The 22,510-nt window shown below is 44.5% G+C and carries 23 protein-coding genes and 1 tRNA gene; 7 read left to right on the forward strand and 17 right to left on the reverse strand.

Features of this window, described 5'->3' with window-relative positions:
• Positions 1 to 10: 10 nt before the first annotated feature.
• Positions 11 to 2,413: an alpha-ketoacid dehydrogenase subunit alpha/beta gene (locus LDX50_RS15985; protein WP_225698308.1), complete on the reverse strand. Its 2,403-nt coding sequence runs from the start codon at positions 2,411 to 2,413 to the stop codon at positions 11 to 13.
• A 309-nt stretch (positions 2,414 to 2,722) separates the two neighbouring features.
• On the opposite strand from LDX50_RS15985, the gene ald reads away from it, so the two are divergent.
• Positions 2,723 to 3,838, forward strand: a complete 1,116-nt coding sequence (gene ald / locus LDX50_RS15990; RefSeq protein ID WP_225698309.1) for an alanine dehydrogenase — start codon at positions 2,723 to 2,725, stop codon at positions 3,836 to 3,838.
• Between the two features lie 18 nt (positions 3,839 to 3,856).
• Here the strand turns inward: ald and LDX50_RS15995 are convergent, their stop codons facing one another.
• Complete coding sequence (locus tag LDX50_RS15995) at positions 3,857 to 4,315, reverse strand: type I restriction enzyme HsdR N-terminal domain-containing protein (RefSeq protein WP_225698310.1); 459 nt, start codon at positions 4,313 to 4,315, stop codon at positions 3,857 to 3,859.
• A gap of 34 nt (positions 4,316 to 4,349) precedes the next feature.
• Here LDX50_RS15995 and LDX50_RS16000 point away from each other — a divergent pair, with 34 nt between their 5' ends.
• On the forward strand, positions 4,350 to 6,233 hold the full coding sequence (locus LDX50_RS16000; protein ID WP_225698311.1) for an SLC13 family permease: 1,884 nt from the start codon (positions 4,350 to 4,352) through the stop codon (positions 6,231 to 6,233).
• Here the strand turns inward: LDX50_RS16000 and LDX50_RS16005 are convergent.
• From LDX50_RS16005 to LDX50_RS16040, 8 genes are all read right to left on the reverse strand, one after another.
• Positions 6,230 to 7,552: an MFS transporter gene (locus LDX50_RS16005; RefSeq protein WP_225698312.1), complete on the reverse strand. Its 1,323-nt coding sequence runs from the start codon at positions 7,550 to 7,552 to the stop codon at positions 6,230 to 6,232. The two genes, LDX50_RS16000 and LDX50_RS16005, sit on opposite strands and share 4 nt — an antisense overlap.
• Positions 7,553 to 7,595: 43 nt before the next feature.
• Positions 7,596 to 8,054: an ExbD/TolR family protein gene (locus LDX50_RS16010; protein ID WP_225698313.1), complete on the reverse strand. Its 459-nt coding sequence runs from the start codon at positions 8,052 to 8,054 to the stop codon at positions 7,596 to 7,598.
• A gap of 1 nt (position 8,055) precedes the next feature.
• Positions 8,056 to 8,646 (reverse strand): ExbD/TolR family protein, encoded by a 591-nt coding sequence (locus LDX50_RS16015; RefSeq protein WP_225698314.1) that lies wholly within the window; start codon positions 8,644 to 8,646, stop codon positions 8,056 to 8,058.
• Complete coding sequence (locus LDX50_RS16020) at positions 8,646 to 8,972, reverse strand: hypothetical protein (RefSeq protein WP_225698315.1); 327 nt, start codon at positions 8,970 to 8,972, stop codon at positions 8,646 to 8,648. The genes LDX50_RS16015 and LDX50_RS16020 overlap by 1 nt, the downstream gene beginning before the upstream one ends.
• 30 nt (positions 8,973 to 9,002) lie before the next feature.
• Complete coding sequence (locus LDX50_RS16025; protein WP_225698316.1) at positions 9,003 to 9,842, reverse strand: MotA/TolQ/ExbB proton channel family protein; 840 nt, start codon at positions 9,840 to 9,842, stop codon at positions 9,003 to 9,005.
• Positions 9,843 to 9,942: 100 nt separating this feature from the next.
• Positions 9,943 to 10,030, reverse strand: a tRNA-Ser gene (locus tag LDX50_RS16030).
• A gap of 69 nt (positions 10,031 to 10,099) precedes the next feature.
• Positions 10,100 to 11,182, reverse strand: a complete 1,083-nt coding sequence (locus LDX50_RS16035) for an asparaginase (RefSeq protein ID WP_225698317.1) — start codon at positions 11,180 to 11,182, stop codon at positions 10,100 to 10,102.
• Positions 11,179 to 11,943, reverse strand: coding sequence for a TatD family hydrolase (locus tag LDX50_RS16040; protein WP_225698318.1), 765 nt, complete (start codon positions 11,941 to 11,943; stop codon positions 11,179 to 11,181). Before LDX50_RS16040 ends, LDX50_RS16035 begins: the two co-directional genes overlap by 4 nt.
• 104 nt (positions 11,944 to 12,047) lie before the next feature.
• Between LDX50_RS16040 and LDX50_RS16045 the strand changes: the two genes are divergently transcribed.
• Entirely contained in the window at positions 12,048 to 12,398 is a 351-nt protein-coding gene (locus LDX50_RS16045; protein WP_225698319.1) for a helix-turn-helix transcriptional regulator, read from the forward strand.
• 68 nt (positions 12,399 to 12,466) lie between these two features.
• Positions 12,467 to 12,628 (forward strand): hypothetical protein, encoded by a 162-nt coding sequence (locus LDX50_RS16050; RefSeq protein WP_225698320.1) that lies wholly within the window; start codon positions 12,467 to 12,469, stop codon positions 12,626 to 12,628.
• Here LDX50_RS16050 and LDX50_RS16055 read toward each other — a convergent pair.
• Genes LDX50_RS16055 through LDX50_RS16075 form a run of 5 tightly spaced genes read right to left on the reverse strand, consistent with a single transcriptional unit; the run spans position 12,621 to position 17,623 of the window.
• A complete protein-coding gene (locus tag LDX50_RS16055; protein WP_225698321.1) occupies positions 12,621 to 13,682 on the reverse strand; it encodes a glycosyltransferase family 2 protein in 1,062 nt (353 codons plus the stop codon). The two genes, LDX50_RS16050 and LDX50_RS16055, sit on opposite strands and share 8 nt — an antisense overlap.
• An 11-nt stretch (positions 13,683 to 13,693) precedes the next feature.
• On the reverse strand, positions 13,694 to 14,326 hold the full coding sequence (locus LDX50_RS16060) for a polysaccharide deacetylase family protein (RefSeq protein WP_225698322.1): 633 nt from the start codon (positions 14,324 to 14,326) through the stop codon (positions 13,694 to 13,696).
• Complete coding sequence (locus LDX50_RS16065) at positions 14,326 to 15,546, reverse strand: GAF domain-containing SpoIIE family protein phosphatase (protein ID WP_225698323.1); 1,221 nt, start codon at positions 15,544 to 15,546, stop codon at positions 14,326 to 14,328. The genes LDX50_RS16060 and LDX50_RS16065 overlap by 1 nt, the downstream gene beginning before the upstream one ends.
• A 38-nt stretch (positions 15,547 to 15,584) precedes the next feature.
• Positions 15,585 to 16,697, reverse strand: coding sequence for a glycosyltransferase (locus LDX50_RS16070; RefSeq protein ID WP_225698324.1), 1,113 nt, complete (start codon positions 16,695 to 16,697; stop codon positions 15,585 to 15,587).
• Positions 16,694 to 17,623, reverse strand: coding sequence for a lysylphosphatidylglycerol synthase domain-containing protein (locus LDX50_RS16075; protein WP_225698325.1), 930 nt, complete (start codon positions 17,621 to 17,623; stop codon positions 16,694 to 16,696). The genes LDX50_RS16070 and LDX50_RS16075 overlap by 4 nt, the downstream gene beginning before the upstream one ends.
• A gap of 17 nt (positions 17,624 to 17,640) precedes the next feature.
• Between LDX50_RS16075 and ruvC the strand changes: the two genes are divergently transcribed.
• Complete coding sequence (ruvC, locus tag LDX50_RS16080; RefSeq protein WP_225698326.1) at positions 17,641 to 18,207, forward strand: crossover junction endodeoxyribonuclease RuvC; 567 nt, start codon at positions 17,641 to 17,643, stop codon at positions 18,205 to 18,207.
• Between the two features lie 30 nt (positions 18,208 to 18,237).
• Entirely contained in the window at positions 18,238 to 19,698 is a 1,461-nt protein-coding gene (locus tag LDX50_RS16085) for a lipopolysaccharide biosynthesis protein (RefSeq protein ID WP_225698327.1), read from the forward strand.
• Here LDX50_RS16085 and LDX50_RS16090 read toward each other — a convergent pair.
• Positions 19,663 to 20,877 carry a glycosyltransferase family 4 protein gene (locus tag LDX50_RS16090; RefSeq protein ID WP_225698328.1) on the reverse strand — a complete coding sequence of 405 codons (1,215 nt, stop codon included), beginning with the start codon at positions 20,875 to 20,877 and terminating at the stop codon, positions 19,663 to 19,665. The two genes, LDX50_RS16085 and LDX50_RS16090, sit on opposite strands and share 36 nt — an antisense overlap.
• Before the next feature lie 63 nt (positions 20,878 to 20,940).
• Positions 20,941 to 21,852, reverse strand: coding sequence for a sulfotransferase domain-containing protein (locus tag LDX50_RS16095; protein WP_225698329.1), 912 nt, complete (start codon positions 21,850 to 21,852; stop codon positions 20,941 to 20,943).
• A gap of 22 nt (positions 21,853 to 21,874) precedes the next feature.
• On the opposite strand from LDX50_RS16095, the gene LDX50_RS16100 reads away from it, so the two are divergent.
• Positions 21,875 to 22,510: an O-methyltransferase gene (locus tag LDX50_RS16100; protein WP_225698330.1), complete on the forward strand. Its 636-nt coding sequence runs from the start codon at positions 21,875 to 21,877 to the stop codon at positions 22,508 to 22,510.

A 22,510-nucleotide genomic window follows, 5' to 3' on the forward strand; every position in this document is an offset into this window, starting at 1 on the left:
TTATACATCTTTAGTAAATATCAGGAAAACGGTTGGGTAAAGCCTCAGCCATCATTTTATAAACCGCATCAAACACGGTTTCGGTATTTGGCTTTGAATAATAATCCCCATCCGAAGCATACGCTGGCCGGTGCTCTCTTGCGCTGATAGTCACCGGTTTCGAATCGAGGTATCTCCAGGCATTCTGTCCTTCAACCACCTGCTGCATCATAAATGCGCTGGCACCACCGGGAACATCTTCATCGGCGAATACCAGGCGATTCGTCTTCCTGACAGATTCTACGATCTTGTGATTAACATCGAAAGGCAGCAATGACTGAACATCGATCACTTCACAGGAAATACCTTCTGATTCAAGTTGATGGGCTGCCTCCATGACTATTCTGCACATAGAACCATAGGTCACAATGGTTACATCATTCCCCTCACGCAATATATCGGGATGGCCGAGTGGTACAGTAAATGTCCCGATATTATCAGGAACTTTCTCTTTAAGCCGGTAACCATTCAGGCATTCGATGATCAGGGCTGTATCGTCTGACTGCAGCATTGTATTGTAGAAACCCGCTGCCTGCGTCATGTTCCTTGGAACCAATACGTAAATGCCACGCAAGCTATGTAAAATCATACCCAGCGGAGATCCGGCATGCCAAACACCTTCAAGTCTGTGACCCCTTGTACGGATGATAAGGGGAGCTTTTTGCCCGCCTTTCGTACGATACTGAAGCGTTGCAAGATCATCACTCAGGGTGGGCAGGGCATAAATCAGGTAATCAAGATATTGAATTTCAGCGATGGGCTTCAATCCCCTCAATGCGGCTCCAATCCCTTGTCCGATAATGGTCGTCTCCCTGATTCCGGTGTCTGTAACTCTTAATTCACCATACTTTTGCTGAAGACCTGCAAAAGCCTGATTAACATCTCCAATTTTCCCAACATCTTCACCGAAGGCAAAGACACGCGGATCGCGTGCAAGCGCCTCGTCAAAACAGGCCTGGAGTACTTCCCTGCCGTCAACTAACTTGCTTGATTCGGAATATACCGGGGGAACAACCTCAATATTTGTGGCTGCCTCCTCAGACTGACTATACAGATGTGAGCTGAACCTGTCGAAATTTGCATTCTCCTCCCGCTTTATCCAGGTTCGCAAGCGATCTTTTACCTCGAGTTCCTCTTCACGTATAGTACGTAAGGCTTTACGAACCGCACGATCCGAATCCATCCGGATGGGATTTACGGTAGTTGCCAATTCCTGCCTGATTTCTTTCAGTGCAGTTTTATGGATACTTTGTTCCATGGCCATATCGATCAGCGCCAGGGCTTCATCCTCTGCAGCCTTTAACTGGGAGTTAAAGGCTTTCCATGCGGCATCCTTTGCCGCTTTTGCGGTGGATTTAGCTTTCTTTTCAATCTCATCAAGAGTGGCCTCATCAGCAAAACCCTCCTGAAGGATATAGTTACGCATCATACGAATGCAATCATGCTCTGCCTCCCATTCAAGACGCTCCTTGGATTTATAACGCTCATGGGATCCGGAGGTGGAATGGCCCTGTGGCTGGGTAACCTCTGTTACATGCAGTAGCACGGGCACATGATCCTCCCTGCAAATTTTGGCGGCTTTCTCATATGCAGCAATCAAGGCACGATAATCCCAACCTTTCACCGTCATGATCTCAAGCCCCGGTTCGTTCTTTGTCCGCTGCATACCTGCCAGCGCTTTGGAGATACTATATTTTGTTGTGTGATATTCCTTCGGAACGGAAATACCATAATCATCATCCCAGACCGAGGTTAACATCGGTACCTGAAGAACCCCCGCCGCATTGATGGATTCATAAAACATACCCTCCGAGGTAGATGCATTTCCAATCGTACCAAAGGCTATTTCATTGCCCTTATTAGAAAGTTCAGTGAATCGATGGAGATCTTTCCGTTGACGAAACAGGCTTGATGCCCAGGCAAGTCCGACCAGCCGTGGCATTTGTCCGGCGGTTGGTGATATATCGGCACTGCTGTTTTTAAGCTTGCTGATTTCCTTTAAACGGCCCTCATCATCCAACATACGCGTTGCAAAGTGACCATTCATCAGTCGCCCGGCAGAAGCCGGATCCGCTTCAACATCTGTATGAGCGTACAACTGTGCGAAATATTGTTGCAGTGTGAGTTCACCTATTGCCAGCATGAAGGTCTGATCGCGATAATAACCTGACCTGAAATCACCGGGCTGAAAAACCTTAGCCATTGCGATCTGCGCCAGCTCCTTGCCATCTCCAAAAATACCGAATTTGGCCTTGCCCATAAAAACCTCTTTCCTGCCAAGTAAACTGGCTTCCCGGCTTTCACAAGCTAACCTAAAGTCCTGTAATACTTCGGTAGAATTTTTCGTCTTTCTGGCTGTCTTGGCGATACTCACTTTATTTAATATGTTTTAAAAAATTCCCGTTCGGATTTCCGGCTCTAAATTACATTAAAAGGTATGATCTGACAAATAGAGATACTTTTCCAAAATAGAGCAGATAAAAAATCAGGAAATTTTTTTCCCAATATTGATAAATAAAAACGCGATTTACCAATCTATTATTTTGTATAACATACATTATATAAAATTTAATATGGTTTTAATTTTTTTTATCGATGCCTGCAAAACCATCATTCATAAATCTATGTTCCGAACGGTCATGAGTGATTATATTTGTGGCTGGAATGCTAAAATCACTATATCATGATCATTGGAGTACCCAAGGAAATTAAAAACAACGAAAATCGCGTAGCCCTCACACCCGGAGGAGCTCAGGAACTTGTCAAAAGGGGACATGAGGTATATATTCAAACCCACGCCGGGGAAGGCAGTGGTTTTCCTGATGACGAATATGTACAGGCAGGCGCAAGCATATTGCCAACTATCGAGGCTGTTTATGACAAAGCCGAAATGATTATGAAGGTGAAAGAGCCAATTGAACCTGAATATGAATTAATTAAGAAGGATCAACTGGTTTTCACTTATTTCCATTTTGCATCCTACGAACCGCTTACACACGCTATGATCAAGAGCGGGGCGGTATGTCTGGCATATGAAACAGTTGAAAAGGCTGATCACAGTCTGCCCCTTCTGGTTCCCATGTCGGAAGTTGCAGGCCGTATGGCTATCCAGGAAGGTGCTAAATATCTCGAAAAACCCCTCAAGGGCCGGGGTATCCTGCTGGGAGGTGTACCCGGTGTTCGTCCGGCAAAGGTGTTGATCCTTGGTGGCGGTGTTGTTGGAACCAACGCTGCGAAAATGGCTGCAGGTATGGGTGCCGATGTGACCATCATGGATGTTAACCTTCCCCGCCTGCGTTACCTTGACGATGTGATGCCAGCCAATGTGAACACATTCATGTCAAACGAATATAACATCAGGGAACTGGTACCCACACATGACCTTATTGTAGGTGCCGTACTCATCCATGGAGCCAAGGCACCACACCTGATTACACGTGATATGCTGAAGGAAATGCGGGAAGGAACAGTACTCGTAGACGTTGCGGTTGACCAGGGCGGATGCATTGAAACATGCAAACCGACGACTCATGAAGATCCGACATACGTGATCGATGGCATTCTACATTACTGCGTGGCAAATATGCCTGGTGCTGTACCCTATACCTCCACTCTAGCACTCACCAACGCCACACTTCCTTATGCTATAGAACTGGCTAATAAAGGATGGAAAAAGGCATGCAAGGAAAATCGGGAGCTGTTATTGGGTCTTAATGTTATCAAAGGCGATGTCGTTTACGAAGCTGTTGCCGAAGCATTTGACCTGCCATTTGTACGTGTGGAAGAGCATCTGATCTAAAAAAATATACAGTAACTTTTATCCCTGCCTGTTGATCTCATTCCAGGCAGGGATTTCTTTTTCCTGGCGGATATCCCCTTCCCTGAATGACCAGCAATAATACCCCCACCCATTGGTGATAACAAGGTACGGTGCTTTCATTTCCCGGTTATACATGGCAGCCTGTTGAAAAACCTTTTCCCCCATGTCTTTCATCTTGTAGGACTTACACTCAACCAGTACGGCAGGATTACCCTGTTTATTAAACACGAGGATATCGGTTCTTTTCTGAAGTTTATTGTACTTCAACCCGCCTTCTATCTGAATCAGTGAGAGCGGATAGTTCAGATCATTTTTGAGGTAATGCACCATATGCTGACGAACCCACTCCTCGGGGGTCAGAACGATGAATTTTTTCCGAATTACATCGAAGATCTCCAGCCTCCCCTGGCTTTTGCGCACATTGATATTAAATGGAGGAAGATTCAGCCTTACCATATTCGCTAAGTTACGACTACATCTTCGGAAATATATGTCAGACGGTCCCTATTCAAGAAAGATAGAGGTTCGGATTGAGAATTTTGAGCTGAAGTCACTATATTCGAGCGCAGTAGAAGACGAAATGATTTTTACACTTTCCCCTGAACTTCAGCCCTATTTTGTCATCGGAATCCTGATTCTGATGTTTATCCTTTTATATACGGAATGGATACAACACACGGTGAGTTTTCTGCTGGCTGTGATTTTGTTCATCCTGCTGGGTATTTTGTCACCGGGGGATGTATTGATCGGATTTTCAAATCAATCGATCGCAAGCGTGATCATCCTTGTCCTGATTACGGCAGGGATCCGTTCCAATTTTAATACCGAACGGATATTGGACCGCGTCTTTGGCAGGGCTAAAACTTATCGGCGATTTCTGGCCGGGATGCTGGCCAAGGTTGCCGTTTTATCCTCGTTTGTAAATAACACCCCAGTCGTCGTTCTGATGACGCCCTATGTATTTGAATGGGGTAAAAAACACCGTATATCGCCGTCGAAACTCCTGATTCCACTATCCTATGGAACAATCGTTGGCGGTATGATCACAATCATTGGAACCTCCACCACCCTGGTATTGAACGGTTTCATGATAGAGAACGGGCTTCCCGGACTGCATTCACTGGATCTGCTGATCACCGGACTATGCGTTGCGGTCGCAGTAATCCTGTTTATGGTCATTTTCGCTCAGCACATACTTCCGGATAATAAAGATCTCATTGAAGAGTTCAAGGTAAACCAGCGGGAATACCTGATTGAAAAACGTCTCGACCGAAACTCCTCACTGATTGGAAAAACTGTAATTGAAGGTGGGCTGCGAAACCTTAGAGGCATTTACCTGGTGGAGATTATACGAAGCGAAGAAACGATCTCTCCTGTGAAGCCGCAGGAAATTATTGAACAGGGGGACATTCTGATTTTTGCTGGAAATACAGATCCCATCGTTGATTTGAAATTGGGTGAACTTGGCATCCGGTATCCCGAGCAGGTTCAATCTGATCCTAAAAAGCAAATTCACATCGTGGAAGCAGTACTGAGTGGAAACTCGAGTATCAATGGAAAAACAGTGAAGGAAGCGAATTTCAGGGAACGTTATGATGCGGCCGTCGTTGCCATACATCGAAACGGTGAAAAACTCAGTGGTAAGATTGGTGATGTGAAATTGCGGGCAGGCGACGTTCTGCTTATGTATGCCGGCGAGCAATTCGGTGACAGGGTCGACCTCTATAAGGATATGTATGTGATTGCCGGGGATCAAAAGGAAATTCAGCCCCGCAGGTCCAGTGTAAGAAGGCTGATTACTGTGGCCTGTCTTGCGCTGATTTTACTCATTACCCAGGCGTTTAACCTATTTACCTCACTGCTGATCATTTTCGTTGTCATGACCGCCATGAAACTGATAACGGTAAAAAACATCAAGCGTGATCTGGATATTAATATGGTTGCGATACTTGTTCTGTCGATATCAATCGGTGAAGCCATGATCCGTACGGGTACAGGTGATCTGCTGGCATTGGAGGTAGTACGATTACTGCAACCCTATGGAAGTATTGCAATCCTTGCCGGTGTAATGATCTTCACAACCATTCTCACCTCCTTTATCACCAATGTTGGTGCTGTGGCCATTATTTTCCCTGTCGTATATGCGGTGAGCAATAGTATTGGTGTGGATGGCACCCCATATTACCTGGGATTAGCCTATGCTGCATCCGCGGCTTTCCTCACACCGATTGGATATCAGACGAATCTTATCGTCTTTGGTCCCGGAGGATACTCATTCAAAGATTTTCTGAAGTTTGGCTTCCCGATCGTAGTGGTATACCTGAGTGTGGCTATCAGCGTAATTCTTTATTTGTATCAGGATTCCTTTATTTAAAGAACCGATTTCCTGCTATGCGGAATTCGTACCGCCAGCATCAATAACAGTCCGATCACAAAGAATATCATCAGTGCAAGAGTACTGCTTCGCATGCTACCGGTAAGTTGTTCAATAAGGCCGTAAACGAAGGTGCCAACCACTGTGGAAATATAATAGGTGACATCATAGAAACTGAAATAAGACGCGTGATCGATGCTGCTTTCAGGAATCAGCTTTGCATAGGTTGCCCGGGAAAGGCTCTGGATACCTCCCATCACGAGTCCGACTGCAAAGGCAAGCGCGAAAAATTGAGGTGTGGTATATACAAAATAAGCTGCCAGACATATCAGGATCCAAATATTAATCATGATAATCAGTGAATACCGGTTTCCCTTCCGTTGAGACAGATGAGCGAAAAAGTATGCCCCTGCAATGGCTACAAGCTGAATGATGAGCACAATGAGAATCAGGCTTTCAGAGGCCATCTTTAGCTCTTTTGATCCAAAGCTGGCGGCCAGGTACATCACGGTTTGAACACCCATATTATAGAAAAAGAACGAAAACAGGAACTTCTTCAAATTTGGAAGATCCGACAGGGAATTATACACCCGCTGAATTTCAAGATAACCTTCAGTCAAAATATTTCCTTCTGCCTTCCGGTTATACGGATTATTTGGAAGTCTTATGAAGGTGATAATAGAGAACCCAATCCACCAGAGACCTACCATTAGAAATGATATACGTGCCGCCAGGTCTCCCTGTTCTTCCGGTATTCCAAACAGATCCGGTTTCATGAGCATGAATATATTGAACAGCAGCAGGATCACACTGCCAACGTAGCCGAATGCATAACCACGGGCAGATATTTTATCAAAGCGATCCGGGGTGGCAATCTCTGGCAGAAATGCGTCATAGAAAACAAGGCTTCCGCTATACCCGATACTAGCGAGCATGGAAAGTAAAATTCCCAATTCAATATTGTCTCCCCTGAAAAAATACAACCCCATACATGCCAGACCTCCTACCAGGACAAATCCCTTCATGAAGTTCTTCTTTCGGCCACTGTAGTCTGCCATCCCCGAAAGCAGCGGCAAGATGATCGCTGTGATCAGAAAAGAAGCCGACAAGGCATAGGAATACAGGACTGTATTTGAAATACCAAATCCGAAGAACTGAACGGTATCTGAGAATTCAGATGCGGTAACCTCCTGGTAATAAACCGGAAAAATGGCCGATGTGATCACGAGTGAGTACACTGAGTTTGCCCAGTCGTACATGCACCAGCCGTTAATTATTTTCGGATCGTTGAGCTTCATACCATTAAAAAAGGGTTCCATGATCAAATGGAACCCTTTTAATTTGCATTATTTATTTCAACACTTACTCCGTTTCCTGAAGCGTAGTGTACAGCAGTTTACGGGCATTGGCCTTACGCAACTGCAACTCGATGTCGGATATAAGTCCGCGTTTCGCTTCCTTATCAACCTTCATAGCAATCGTGATCTGGTCACGTTCATTTTCATCGAGCTTATCCTTTTCCTGGCTCACCCAAAGAATAACATCTTTTGGTTCGATGAACTGGTCATTCGCCTGAATTCGCGGTTCTGATCCCCACTGTTCTGTTTTCTTCGGTTCACCTACATACAGGTAACTTACCAGTGACTTGCGCTCCAGCTTTCTCAGCTGCGAAGCTTCGGGGATACGCTGTTTCACGTTGATGGTCACTTCACGCAACACCGTGGTCACCATGAAGAAGAACAACAGCATGAAAATAATATCCGGCAGTGCCGAGGTAGGTATTTCCTGTTTGGTATTTGCTTTTTTCTTGAATTTCGACATATCACCCTCCGATTTTAGTAGGTTCTGCAATTGAAATATTCATGGGGAATTCAGGTTTGCCTTCCGGCGTCATACCTCTTCCCACGTCATACAATCGCCTGTTCTCCGGATCGTTCAGGTTATCGATGATCTTACGCCATCCCTGGTTTGTTACCCCGGCACGGTCTGCGTAGATATCATAGTAGGCTCCCTGAATTTCATCCAGAACCTCAATGAATCTCGCCTGTGTGGTACCACGGTCGGTCTTCAGTGAAACGATGGCTTCTTCCGGACTATCCGAAGACTCAGGATCTGCGCCATAGTTAAGCACAAACTCCTTAATCATAGGTTTGATCGCGGATACATCTTCTAACGGTTCTCCTTCAACCAATAAGCGGTCAGCCGAGTTGATCTGGATCTTGAAAAGGTTCCTTTCAGGAATCTTAATATCCACATCTTCCATCGTTTCCGGATCCGGGGGAAGCGGAATAAACAGACCTCGATCATTGGCAATGGTAGTCGTCACAAGAAAGAAGATCAGCAGCAGGAAGGCAATGTCTGCCATCGAGCTCGAATTGATTTGGGGATCTTCCCTTTTCCTGTTTCTGGCCATTATTTCAATGCTTTATTAAACTCACTAAATACAATTCCGATTACTGCGAGTATAAACAGAATATACATCGTGGTAAGTGCACCGCCTACCAGTTTAGAACCGCTTTCGGTGATACCTTGTGACGCATATTTTGCAGTAACTTCATCTCCGGCAATTGCCCAGCCAATCAGGAAAACCACTGCGATGGCAGCAACTCCCAGAAGGCTCTTCAAGAGTACTTTAGGCTCACCCAACGACTTGATCAATGGTAATGCGAGTGACAATACTGCCGCTGCCAACACCATAATCAAGGCTACAGGGATCGCTATGTTTACAAAAGTTTCCATGTGTTAATTAATTTTAATTCCAACATTAAATCAAGACTTGCCGCTGAGCTTGTGTTTTACAAGCAGGTCAACAAGTGTGATGGATGCATCCTCCATCTGATTAACCAGGGAATCAATTTTAGACACAAGGTAATTGTAGAAAATTTGCAGTATGATACCTACGAACAGACCCGCTACCGTGGTAAGGAGGGCCACTTTAATACCGTTCGCAACAATCTGGGGTGAAATATCACCCGCAGCTTCAATCGCATCAAATGCCGCGATCATACCAATTACAGTACCGGTAAAACCAAGCATCGGAGCCAGTGCGATGAAAAGTGAGATCCAAACAAGACCTCTCTCCAGGCGGCCCATTTCTACGGAACCGTAAGCAATAATCGATTTTTCAACCATTTCAATACCTTCAGACATACGCATCAATCCCTGAGTAAAGATTGAAGCAACAGGGCCTTTAGTATTGCGTGTAACTTCTTTCGCAGCTTCCACACCACCATTGGCAAGGGCATCTTCAACGTTTGCCAACAATTTGTTGGTGTTGGTGGTTGCCATGTTCAAGGTAATGATCCTTTCGATTGCAATGGCCAGTCCGAGAATTAGACAGATCAATACAGGCGTCATCCATTCCACACCACCTTCGATGAATTTCTCCTTGATGATCTGCTGGAATGACTTAGCCTCTTCTTCAACTTCAGGTTCAATTTCCGTGACAGCGACAGGTGCGGCTTCTTCCACAACTTCCTCAACCGCAGCAGCAGTAGAATCAACTGTTTCTTCAACCATATCTGACGTTTCCTGCTCGTCCTGAGCCTGAGACTGGTAACCTAGGGACATCATCCCTGCAATCGCCAATAATGCAAATAGTTTTTTCATAATTTAAGTTTTAGGATTCTCAAGGTTTGAGATGATTAAACGTGTTTGGTAAAGTGCTAATTAAAATTTATTAAAGTTAGTAATTTTTTCGAACATTCAGCGGAGAGGAAGGGATTCGAACCCCCGGTACCCTTTTGGGGCACACTCACTTTCCAGGCGAGCACCTTCAACCACTCGGTCACCTCTCCGTTCCCCAAACCTTACGTTCAGGCAAGTCACAAATAAATCAATAAAAAAGACTTTATGCAAGGATAAAATTAATTTAATAGCGCCTTCAAATCAGTCATTTCGCCACATACGGGCTGTATGAACCGCTTTTTTACACGAACGGTATCCGTCTCCTCACCCAGGACCATCATCAGCTTCGTCACAGCTGACTCCGTCGTAAGATCCTCACCGCCAATAACACCGATCGCCTCGAGCTGCTTGCTGGTTTCATATCTGCCCTGCATTACCCTTCCTCCATTGCACTGAGACACATTAACGATAACCACACCTTTTTCAATAGTCACACGTAACAAGTCGATAAACCAGTCAGCGGAGATTGCATTGCCAGCGCCAAAGGTTTCCAAAACCACCGCTCTCAAGCCCTCCACATTTACAATGGCCTCCACTACTTCCCGCGGAATGCCCGGGAATAATTTAAGTATGGCAACACGGTTGTCCAATTTGTCATGCAGTGTCAACGGTCCTGCAGGGGTCTGAAGGATCATGGCATGATTATAATGGATCACAACACCAGACTCCGCCAGCATTGGATAGTTTTCAGACTCAAAAGCATCGAAGTGTACACTTTCAACTTTCTTTGAACGATTTGCACGCAGCAACACATTATTAAAATAGATCGCCACTTCGGGAACAACTGGAATTCCGTTATCCTGAGCGGAAGCGATTTCCAGGGAAGTAATAAGGTTTTCGCGGGCATCACTGCGAAATGCTGTAATGGGCAACTGAGCGCCTGTGAAAATCACTGGTTTATTCAGGTTTTCGAGCATAAAGCTTATCGCCGAAGCCGTGTAAGCCATGGTATCAGTTCCGTGCAATACAACAAAACCGTCGAAATTGAGATATTCATTATGTATGATCCTGGCTATTTCCGTCCAGTAGGACGGTGTCATGTTAGAGGAATCGATTGGGGGATGGAACGAAATTACTGTAAGATTAAGCCCGAGTTGCCGCAATGAAGGCACATGGGATAAAATACTTGCAAAATCAAACGGAACCAGGAGCCCCTGGTCATTGTGGATCATACCCAGCGTTCCACCGGTATAAATGATCAGCACACTGCGATCCGGAGCATGGGCTGAAGACGTAATAACCTGGATTCGTTCTGTTTTCATTTGATGCCGAATAAACGTTGACAGTTTTGCGTGGTTTCTGCGATCACTTCATCCAGTCCGACCGTCCTCACGCCAGCGATCTTTTCAGCAACCAGCCGTACAAACGCCGGTTCATTTCTTTTGCCGCGGTGCGGCACAGGGGCAAGATACGGACTATCTGTCTCCAATAATATACGATCCAGCGGGATTTCTTTAAGTACCTCATCCAGATTTCCGTTTTTAAAAGTAGCCACTCCTCCAATACCCAGATGAAATCCCATGCCTGTGATTTTTCGGGCCTGCTCAAGTGTACCGGTAAAACAATGAAAGACACCCTTATATGCGGACAGCTGAAGGGACTCTGCAAGTTCTATCGTCTCATCGATTGATTCACGGCAATGAATAACAACCGGCAAATCCCTTTCCGCCCCCCATGCCATCTGGATCTTAAATGCTTCCTGCTGCTGCCCCCAATAAGTACGATCCCAGTACAGGTCGGTTCCAATCTCGCCAATAGCAACAAATTCGCGGCTTCCAAGCCAGCTTTCCACTTCGTATAACGCCCGTTCAAAATGCCGGTCCACACTGCACGGATGCAGCCCCATCATGGCCATGCATGATTCCGGATATTTCATCTCAGCCTCAAACATGATTTCAATAGTCTCATGGTCAACATTGGGCATGAGAATCCGCGTGATTCCGTTATCAAGTGCTCGTCCTACGACTTCATCCCTGTCTTCATCAAATTGCTTCAGATATATATGTGCGTGGCTGTCAATCAAGGGTTTGAATTTATAATTTCTGCGAAATTAAGGATTCTTAAGAGATTCACGCATACAATCATCAGGTGTATTGAATTCTCCCTTTAAAATGATTAAATTGTTCCATGCATGGATTCAGAAGTGACTCCGAACAAAACTTTCTGGAGCAGATCAACGACCTGCTCGATGCACATCTTGCTGATCAGCGATATACCGTTTCGGACCTGGCCTCAGATCTCAGGATCAGCCGTGTTCAACTCCATAGAAAGATTAAGAAGATTACCGGAAAGTCCAGCAGCCACCACATCCGTGAGCGAAAATTACGCCGTGCATTTCAGTTATTAAAGGAGTCAGGGAAGTCTGTCACAGAGATCGCCTATGAGGTAGGATTCAATAATCTATCCTATTTTGCCCGTTCATTCCGTGAAATGTATCATTATAATCCTTCAGAAATCGCAAAAAAGAGGATTTCCTGATGTAACAATAGTGTTATCGTGCAATAGAATTTAATCTATATATTGGGATAACCTAAACAAGCACCAACATGAAATTTTATTCTGCCGTCTCGAACAATGAGCTTCAGATCGTATTTTATATGATCCTGCTGGGCTCAGTTTTCTTTATATGCCATGAATGTATTGGCATGTTTCTGAACTGGGTGACCGACTCCTACAGCTCGATAAGCGCACAAGCCAATTTCAGGTAAATTCCCGTCCTTTCCACTTCACCTTACCTGGGATCAGGTAAGCAATAATTTCTGCCCAGGAAATTAGAAAGGCATACAGCTCATACATCATGAGCGGAAAAACCATAAGTTTTCTTCCAGATTCCCTGTTAACCGCACGGATCAATCCCGCCTGAAAAAGTGTTTTGACTAAAAAAGCCACCGCAGCAATTTTTGGAAAAAGGATAAACGCACTTATAATGGCAGGATAATACAGCGCTCGCACCAGCAAAAGGAACACAATAAAAACAGGCATTCTCACAGCCCCCTGCATCCAGCGTTTACGTTGAGACAGCAACGATCCAATATCATTTCTGGCAAGAGTAGTCCCCCTTGCCTTGTTGCATAACCGGCTTGAAAGGGAGAAACCCTCCTCTAAAACTCTTCGCGTGAGTGCAAAATCCTCTGTTACCGAAAATGCGATAGTTTCAAAACCTCCCGTGGCCATATATGCCTCCCGGGTAACCAACATGTTATTTCCAATTCCTGTAATGGGAATAAACCGCTGCAGAACATGTAACATACCCTGTGCCTGAAGCCATTCATAATGTTGAAATATATTCCCAGAAACACCGGTCAGTCCGTTAATCACCCCAACCTTTTCAGGTATGTTTCCGACCATGGTTTTGGCCCAGGCCGGGTTACATTCGACATCAGCATCAGTGATTAAAAATACACTGCCAGCCGCTTTATTTATTAAATGCGCAAGAACATTCGCTTTGCCCCTTGCCAGTCCGAGCTCCTCCCTAACAGAAATCACCTGTATCCTGTCATCTTCCATTTCATGTTTTCTCAGCAATTCCAGGGTCTTATCTGATGAGTCGTCATCACCGACCAGGATTTCAATTTTGCCTTTCGGATAGTCAAGGTTCCGTATTGCATTCAGACAACGATCCACATTTTCCTCCTCGTCACGCATGGCCAGGAGCACACTCACATATGGCAACGAAACAGGATCCGTAGTTCCGGGTTTATACGGCTTGAAAAGAAAATACAGGAGGATGTCCTGCAAGATTGCAAGACAGAGGATCCCCATGATGGAATTAATTAATATGGGATTACTGAGCATTTCAATCCGGATTCAAGAAGGTGATCAATAAGTCGCGGCAGAACATAAAAGGTTCTTTCCGCCGCTTTAGGGTTATCGTGCAGCACAATAATGGATCCCGGGCGGACAGCGCTTAGTGTTTTTGACAAACATTTCACCGGTGATAAAGCCGGATCGAAATCTCCACTGAGCACATCCCACATGATGATTTTATTCTGTTGAAGGATCTCCCGTGCCTGGCTTCTTTTCACTTTACCGTAAGGGGGTCTGAATAAGGTGGTTTGAACGCCTCTTTCCCGAAATACAGTGGTGCAGGCATCCACATCTGCGAGATATGTTTCCCGGGGTGTTGCCCAGCCATTTAAATGATGGAAGCTGTGGTTTCCGACGTGATGTCCTTCCTGCAACATTCTGTCCAGAATATCCGGGTATTTCTTTACATTGTCACCCACACAGAAAAATGTGGCCTTCACGGATTTCTCGTGTAAAATATCCAGTATTGCAGGGGTCATTTCAGGAACCGGGCCGTCATCAAAAGTGAGATACACCCGATCGGAGTTTCGTTCCATTTGCCATATATGATCGGGATAGAGCCATTTCAGCAGCTCCGGTGTTCGGTGAAAATACAGCATCAGGGATTAATCTTGCACGACAATATAGTAATATCATCCCTGTATCCATTTTTACCCTTGAAATTATCCAGTGCAATAATGATATCATGATGGATCTTCTTCAAGTCGCGGGTATGATGGTCTTTGAAAAAATTTGAAAGTCGGTGTTCGCCAAACTCCTCCTCTTCCTCATTCTGCGTTTCGGTAACTCCATCCGTATAACAAAAGAGAACAAAGTCTTCCAAATCGGTAATAAATCCCTCGTTAATAAATGGCAGCGGATGCATTGCCCCTAAGACAGTGGAACCTTCTTTGAGCCATTGTACATCTTCTCCATTAATTAATACCGGCGGGTTATGGCCTGCATTGATATAGGCCAGTGTCTTTAATGTATGATCATAAATGCATACGAAAAAGGTGATGAATTTTTCTCCCTTGGCATTTTCAAGGATCTGATAATTCAATTCCTCAATGATCTCTCTCAAATTACCGGTTTGGCGGACCAGTGTGCGAAGGGAAGCCTGGAAATTCGACATCAGGAGCGCTGCCGGAATACCTTTCCCGCTCACATCTGCGATACATAGCAAAAACTGATTTTTGTTCAGGGGTATATAATCATAATAATCGCCTCCAATCCGGTCATGCGGTAAATAGCTGGCTTCAATTTTCAAACGGGGACCGTACGGCAAAGACTCCGGAAAAAGAAAATGTTGCACGTCACTGGCGATTTCAAGTTCCTTTCGAAGAGATTCCTGTTCCAGTTGCTGGCGTGCCAGTTTCTTGTTTTCAATAGCCACCAGGATAATGTTACTCAAGGCCTGTATAAACCTCAGGTTGCTCGACGTGGTTGCCTGATCATGATTCGTTAACATGCCTCCCACAAAAACAATGGCCAGGGTGCGATCTTTATGAATCACGGGCAGCGCATAATCAAACTCCCCAAAAATATCATCCCTTTCTTCGCTGAGTTTTGTCACTGTCTTCAGCCCAAGCATATCTTCAGCAGGTATTTCCTCCTCACAGCTCCTGCTGGTTCCGAACCAGATCTTACACCCCCACTCATCGTCTAAAACAAACAGGGCCAGCTTCTGTGTGCGCAGGTTCGCGCGCAAGGTAAACTCATATATTTTATACAGGGAGGTTTCCGACAGGTTGTTATTGATTGCCTGTGTAATCTCCAGCAAGGCATTAACCTGAAGTTCTTTGAGATTATACTTTGATTCTATCGATTCAGCACTCATGAAATTTCAATGACAAATTGAATATACGAATTTCCTGGTCAAACTGCGGAGGAATACCTGCGGTCCTTCCATATGTAATTTCCGCGAATTGATTTCCATACCACAAACAACGTATAAAACGGGTAAATGACCTGAATTATTGGCCAATAAATATATAATCCTGCATGTATCCTCTTCCCGGCTACAGCTGCCACAAACAACGCATCTGCAAAAAGTTTGGTCAACAGAATTCCCGGCAGATATTCACCAATCATGCTCTGATGTGTAAAGAATAATGAAACCAGGAGGGAGAAATAAGTTAATGCAATAAATACAGCCATCACAGAAACCATACCTCCGGTCGATTTCCATTTTGCAGCCCATCTGATCCGCTGATGCAACATTTCATCCCATTCTGTGATTGCCCCCGTTCTGACAGCCGCCTGCGGGTCTTTCATAAAAATTGCCGAATCATGGAACCTCGATGTTACCTTCTTTAACAGAAACTGATCATCTCCACTGGGGATTTGCTCATTACCTTCATATCCGTTCACTGCCAGGAATGCTTCCTTCGTGAAACTCAGGTTAGCTCCGTTACACATGGTTGGATACCTGGAATGCATGGTTACACCTGTCAAACCCGTGAGAGCATATTGTTCAAACACCTGGAATATCACCGGCAGAGTGGGTTTTTCATAAGCAAGCTCTATGGTGCCTGCCACGAAATGTGTATCTGGCCGTGTGTAAGCCTGATCATAGGTTCTGAGCCAGCCGGGACGTACATTACAATCAGCGTCTGTCGTAATTAAAATCGGATATCTGGCTTCCTGAACCCCTTTTAACAGCGCAGACTTTTTCCCGGTCTGCTGTTTGAGATTTATAATTTTCCAGTTTTGATAATTATTACAGGCTGATTCAATCATTGCCTCCCCCCCGTCGGAGGAATGATCATTAATAAATATAACCTCGAATTGATCTGCCGGGTAATCAACTCCAAGCAGAGAATTCATCAGAGATTCCAGTTTCTGCTCTTCATTTCTAAATGGTATCAAAACAGAAAAACTATTCCTCGCCTCAGTATTTACACCCACAGAAGGTATCCTGGCCCAAAGGATGATCGACACCAGTAGGAGTATACAGTATAATGCCGGAAAAACCAGGAGTATAATCATTTGAACCTTATTTTCAGCATCAGAAATGCTCCTGCCAAGGTAGGCAATACTATATTTAAACACCAGATCAGCAAGGTGGCAGCAATTACAGGCACTGGTGACACCTGAAAATTATCAAAGAAATATATACCGGAAAATTCCCGGATTCCAAGATCACTAAGAAAATTAAACGAGGGGATAACCGACTTGGCCAGGAGGATCCATGTCGTACCAGCAAAAGACAGCCACCAATCCTGATCAGCAAAAACACGAATGGCCAGGGTCATCTGAAAAGCAAAAGTCATATAACGAAAGACAGATAACACAAATATAACTGCGTAAGATCTGATGGTAAGTGATCTTAATATTTCAAAGTACCGGCCAATAAAATCGAGGTAACGTTTTCGTTTTTTTGAGGAGATATACTTGAGTAACACAACGACTGCCACTCCCACTCCTGAAAACAATCCCAGCAGCATGGCAATTTCAGCCGAACTCAAAATCACCGTAACGCCCAACATACCGAAACAAACTGTAACCGATAATTGGGCAAAACGACTTGCCATAATTAAACCTATAAAACTGGATTTTCCTTTTAAATCAATAGAAGTGAGCCGTCCGAAATAATCGCCGATTCCATGGGGTGTGATAAAACCCATTGCCAGTCCGGAAAGCACCCCCTCGGTACTTGCCTTCCAGCTTATTGGATATTTGGTCCGCACCAGGTAACGCCATTTCACAATTTCAAGGCCCCAGTTCACGGGGATCAATAAGGCAAGCAGAACTAACATACCAACGGATAACCGATCCTGAAGAAAATGCTGCAGACTCTGGAAATCTTCCGGATGTTCCTCAACTTTTCGGTAAATGAAATAAAGGATCAGCAGGAAAACCGCTGATTTGATCAGGTATAGATAATATTTTCTGCTTTCATTTTTCGTGGCCATATAGCTATATTGCAACGGTGGTGAAGATAGAGAAAAATTCGAATTTGGAACGGATCATCCTGGGCCTTGATCCGGGAACAAATGTGATGGGCTATGGAGTAATCCTCGTTCAGGGAAATCGCCTGAAGTTGCTTCAGCTGGGGGTCATACACCTCTCAAAATATCGGTCCCATGAACTAAAGCTGAAAAAAATATTTGAGCGTGTTAACCACCTGATAGAGGAATTTTCACCGGATGAAGTGGCCCTTGAAGCGCCTTTTTACGGCAAGAATGTACAGTCAATGCTCAAGCTCGGCCGGGCACAGGGGGTAGCCATGGCTGCCGCACTGAACAGGGACATTCCCATAACGGAATATGCTCCTAAAAAAGTGAAGCAATCTGTAACGGGAAATGGAAATGCATCGAAAGAACAGGTGGCGCAGATGATTATGACGCTGTTGAGCTTCACAGAGCAACCTAAACTTCTGGATGCGACTGATGCCCTTGCTGTAGCCCTCTGTCATCACTTTCAGTTCGGCACCAGAAAGAATGGATCTAAAAGCTGGAAATCATTCATCAATGAAAACCCGGATCGTATTAAATAAATTTTTGCAAGTTTGTGCTAAGCGCATATTATGGGAATTGTCCGCAGAAACAGTATTTGGCTCAGCATAATCCAGTATCTGGGCATTCTCCTGGGGTATGTGAATACGGTCATACTGTTTCCCAACATCCTGGATAGTGACCAGTTCGGACTCACCCGGATTCTCCTTTCTGTGACCATCGTGATTTCACAGTTCTCCCAACTGGGAACACCCTCGATGATCGTTAAATATTTCCCATACCTGCATAGAAAGGTATTGTATTACGGGTTTTTGATTTGCGCGGGCGGACTTACGCTGGTACTTTCTTTGATCTGGATATTTAAACCTGAAATCACGAGCTGGTATATCGAAAATTCCAGCCTCTTTGTAGAATATTTTTATTTACTGGTGCCTTTCAGCATTGCGATGGTGTTTTACAACCTTTTTGATGCCTATCTGAAAGCCCTGTTCAAAAATGTTTTATCTGCCTCCCTGCCATTCATATTTCTGAGAATACTGTGGATGATCCTGATATTGCTCTATGCCAAAGGAGAATTTGACTTTGAAACGTTTATCATCGCTTATACCGTATCTTATGCATTGATCGCCTTAATTACTCTGATCTATATTGGGATACTTGGGGAATTACCTACGGAACTGACCATTGCTCCGGGTGACCGTACCTTCTTAAAAGAAATTAGGAAATTCAACTCTTTCAATGTACTCAGCGGCCTGTCTGCACACATGATCAATAAGGTGGATGGTCTCATGCTGGGAAGTCTTGAAAGTCTGTCTTCGGTGAGTATCTACGCTATCGCCGCTGCTATGGCTTCTGTTATCCGCGTGCCTGCAAGTTCGATTGCCCGTACCGCACCGTCACTCATTGCCCATGCATTCAAGGATAACGACCATAGGACTATTTCAGAATTATACAGAAAATCATCCATAAATCAGCTTATTCTTAGCAGTGGAGTCTTCCTGCTGATCACTCTGAATTACTCCTTATTGTTGTATTATATTCCGGAAGAATATGCCGATAGTTTTCTTATATTCATCATGCTTGGCCTGGCACAGGTGATCGATACCGGTGTGGGTATCAACGGATATATCATGGTCAACTCAAAATATTACAAGGTGGATGCCATCTTGTCGGTACTGCTTTTGGTGATCACTGTCGGACTGAATTTCGTCTTTATTCCCTTGTACGGAACACTTGGTGCAGCAATGGCAACCACCATGGCAATTCTTGCCTACAATATTGCGCGATTCTCCTTCCTGAAGATCAAAATGGATCTTAATCCATTTACAGGAAAAACGATGGAAATAGTTCTGATCATGATTGCTGCCGGCATAATTTGTTATTTTCTTCCCTTACCTGAAAACCTGTGGGTCGCCAGCATTCTGAAATCCTCATTATTCCTGATATTAACCGCCCCCGTCATTTACTGGAAGCGATATTCACCGGAACTGAGCGAATTAGTTGATTTGATTCTTGACAGGTTCAGACGCTAACCCGGCATACAAGGCTCTCAATTCATTGGAAGTATGATTCCAGTTCCACTGCTCCATCACCGCTCGTCTGCCACGTTCACCCATTTCAAGAGATTCTTCAGGATGCTCATGGATATAAAAAATTGATTCTGCCAGTGAATTCCGGCTTTCTGCCTGATGCACAAGCCCGCACCCACTATTCTCGACAACCCTCACCTGGGGCGGGCAATCACTCACAACAAGTGGTTTACCTCCGGCCATATATTGGAAAATCTTGTTGGCAAATGTTGTGTCATGGTGGCGGTTCCTTTTAAGCGGCGACAGGCATACATCGGCAATTTCGACATAACTGGGAAACAGGGACACATCCTGCCATCCGGCGAAATGTACATAGGGTTCAAGGTTCTTTTTCCGAACGATCTCCCTGAGCTCCGCATCTTCGGTATTGCTGCCAACTAAAATCAGCTTTACATTCTGAATCGAATCCTTCAGCAACTCGATGGCAAGAATAGCCGTATCTGTTCCGCGCCGGAGACCTGTATCACCCATGTAAAGTATATTAAAGGTATCCTTGTATGCCTGAGTAATTCCGGGATCCGGTTCATAGGAAAGGTAAATAGAGGTGTCGACGGTGTTCGGAACAACTGCAAATTTTTGCTCAGAAATTCTGTATTCGCTGGCAAGGTCCTGTCTGGCCTCATCAGTTACTACGATCACTGCATCCGCTGCATGGCAGTATTTCTTCTGAAATGAATTCCATCTCCTCGTAGAGATGAGCCATTTTCCAGGCCATTTCTGCAAATGCACATAAAACTTCATGATTTCGGGACGATTTTCATGCAAATCAAGAACCACTCTTTTCCCGGCTTTTCTGGCCTCCGCAAAAGCAGCTCGGGCAATCGTAAGATCATGTATGTGGATAACCTCCACCTGTGTTTCGTTAATAAACGTCTTGATTTTAGGCCGCATCAGCCAGTGATATAAGGGTATCGTGTAAGCAAGTGCAGAAAGCTTATATTCGAACTTATTGGTTGGAAAACGATGAATTTGAATTCCATTGATTATTTCCTTTTCAGGCTGATCACCGGAATTCAGACAGAACAAAAACACCTCGTGCCCTTCCCTGATCAGGCTAACAGCTTCATTCTCCACCCTGGAATCCGGCGGAAATGTATTGTCCAGGATCATCCCGATTTTCATAAAGCGAGTATAGTATTAATTAACTACTTTTTCCTAATATACCCTTACAAACTGCAGGAGAAACTAATGCATCCATTGTGAAAGATCACGATTGATGAGATCCTGTAATCTTCCTATATCGGATCGGTACAAATCCAGTAATTTCTGCCTGGTGCTGTTTTCAAGCGGCTCCTTTGGCGCAGTATTCATCTGGTGTATCTTCTCCATAAGCTTTGTTTTAGACTTCTCAGAAAGCACCACATCCAGTACCGGACGGATCAAATCCCGGAATGGGTTCTTCTTCCGTAAAAATTTATTAAGCCCCTTCATCCTTGGGTTGCCTGATACATTATATACAACATCCAGTGAGGGCTCAAAATCATCTTTAACATCCAGGAATTGAAAAATTCCTTTTATGACATGCTCCGGGTTTGCCTGGAGTTCATCCAGAAGCACAATATGAACATCTGAAAATTCAGCCAGAAAGGCTTCAACAGGCCTGTGATAAAAACCGAGTGCCTTGTAAAAATATCCATAATGATAATTTTCCTGCATTCGCTTCTCCTCAGCGTCAAGGGCATCTGAAAATGTCAGATTTTCCTTCACATCCCGTTTTTTGAATGTATAATGGCTGTAGGCACGGTCAACCGGATTCCGAAGAATGATGATTATTTTTGGATTATCAAGGCGCCGTTTTATTTCAGGAATGGCCTCGGCAAAGTAATAAAAGCTACTCGGACTCGCCTCACCTTTCAATTTTCCCTTTCCTTCCCTGAATAAGGATAGGTATTCATCCCAATCCTGATAAATTTGTAACTTCGGATCCGGGCCATAAATATCATTTAACGGTAAAGACCAGAAGTGCCCGCCAAAATAGTCGGGTTCCTTTACCGGAGACATAAAAATTTCCGGATGCTGATTCAGGTAGTGATAGAGCGATGTGGTACCTGCCTTGGCAGCTCCTGCAATAAGAAATTCAGGCTTTTCCGATACCATAAAACAAGATTTTAACAAAACTATGGATAAGTATTCGATCACCAAAGATATTGCCGGGAGAAGCTACTTTACACAAAAAAATTACAAGACTGCACAGCTGCCGTATTTGGTCTTCAGAATAGTCCGCCCCGCCCTAAAGGTTTACAGCAGATCCTGGCGCTTCTTTATGGGTAAAGTTCCATGGACTTCACCTGCTTCCATCGCAATATTCAGAAAAATTCTATCCAGTGACATGAAGGGCTTTGAATACGGCAGTGGCGGTAGTACGCTTTTCTTCGCTAAACTACTGAACCACCTGGTAAGCGTTGAGCATGATACAGGGTGGTATAGGAAAGTCGAGGATCAAATAAAAGGTCTTTCAAATGTGGATTACGAACTCATACCCCCAAAATTGAATTCGGGCAAACCTGATTACACCGAATACAGCGATTACATTCTCCAATTTCCGGAAAATTCATTTGACTTTGTACTTGTAGACGGCCGCAATCGGGTTCAATGTTGTAAAAATGCCATCGACAGGTTAAAGCCAGGTGGCATTCTTGTCCTGGATAATTCGGAACGCGAATATTATGCTGAAGTTTTTGAATTGCTGAAGGGCTGGAAAATGGTGAATACAACTACCGGACTTACCGACACCACCTTCTGGTTTAAGCCCTGA

Source organism: Fulvivirga sedimenti (assembly GCF_020328055.1).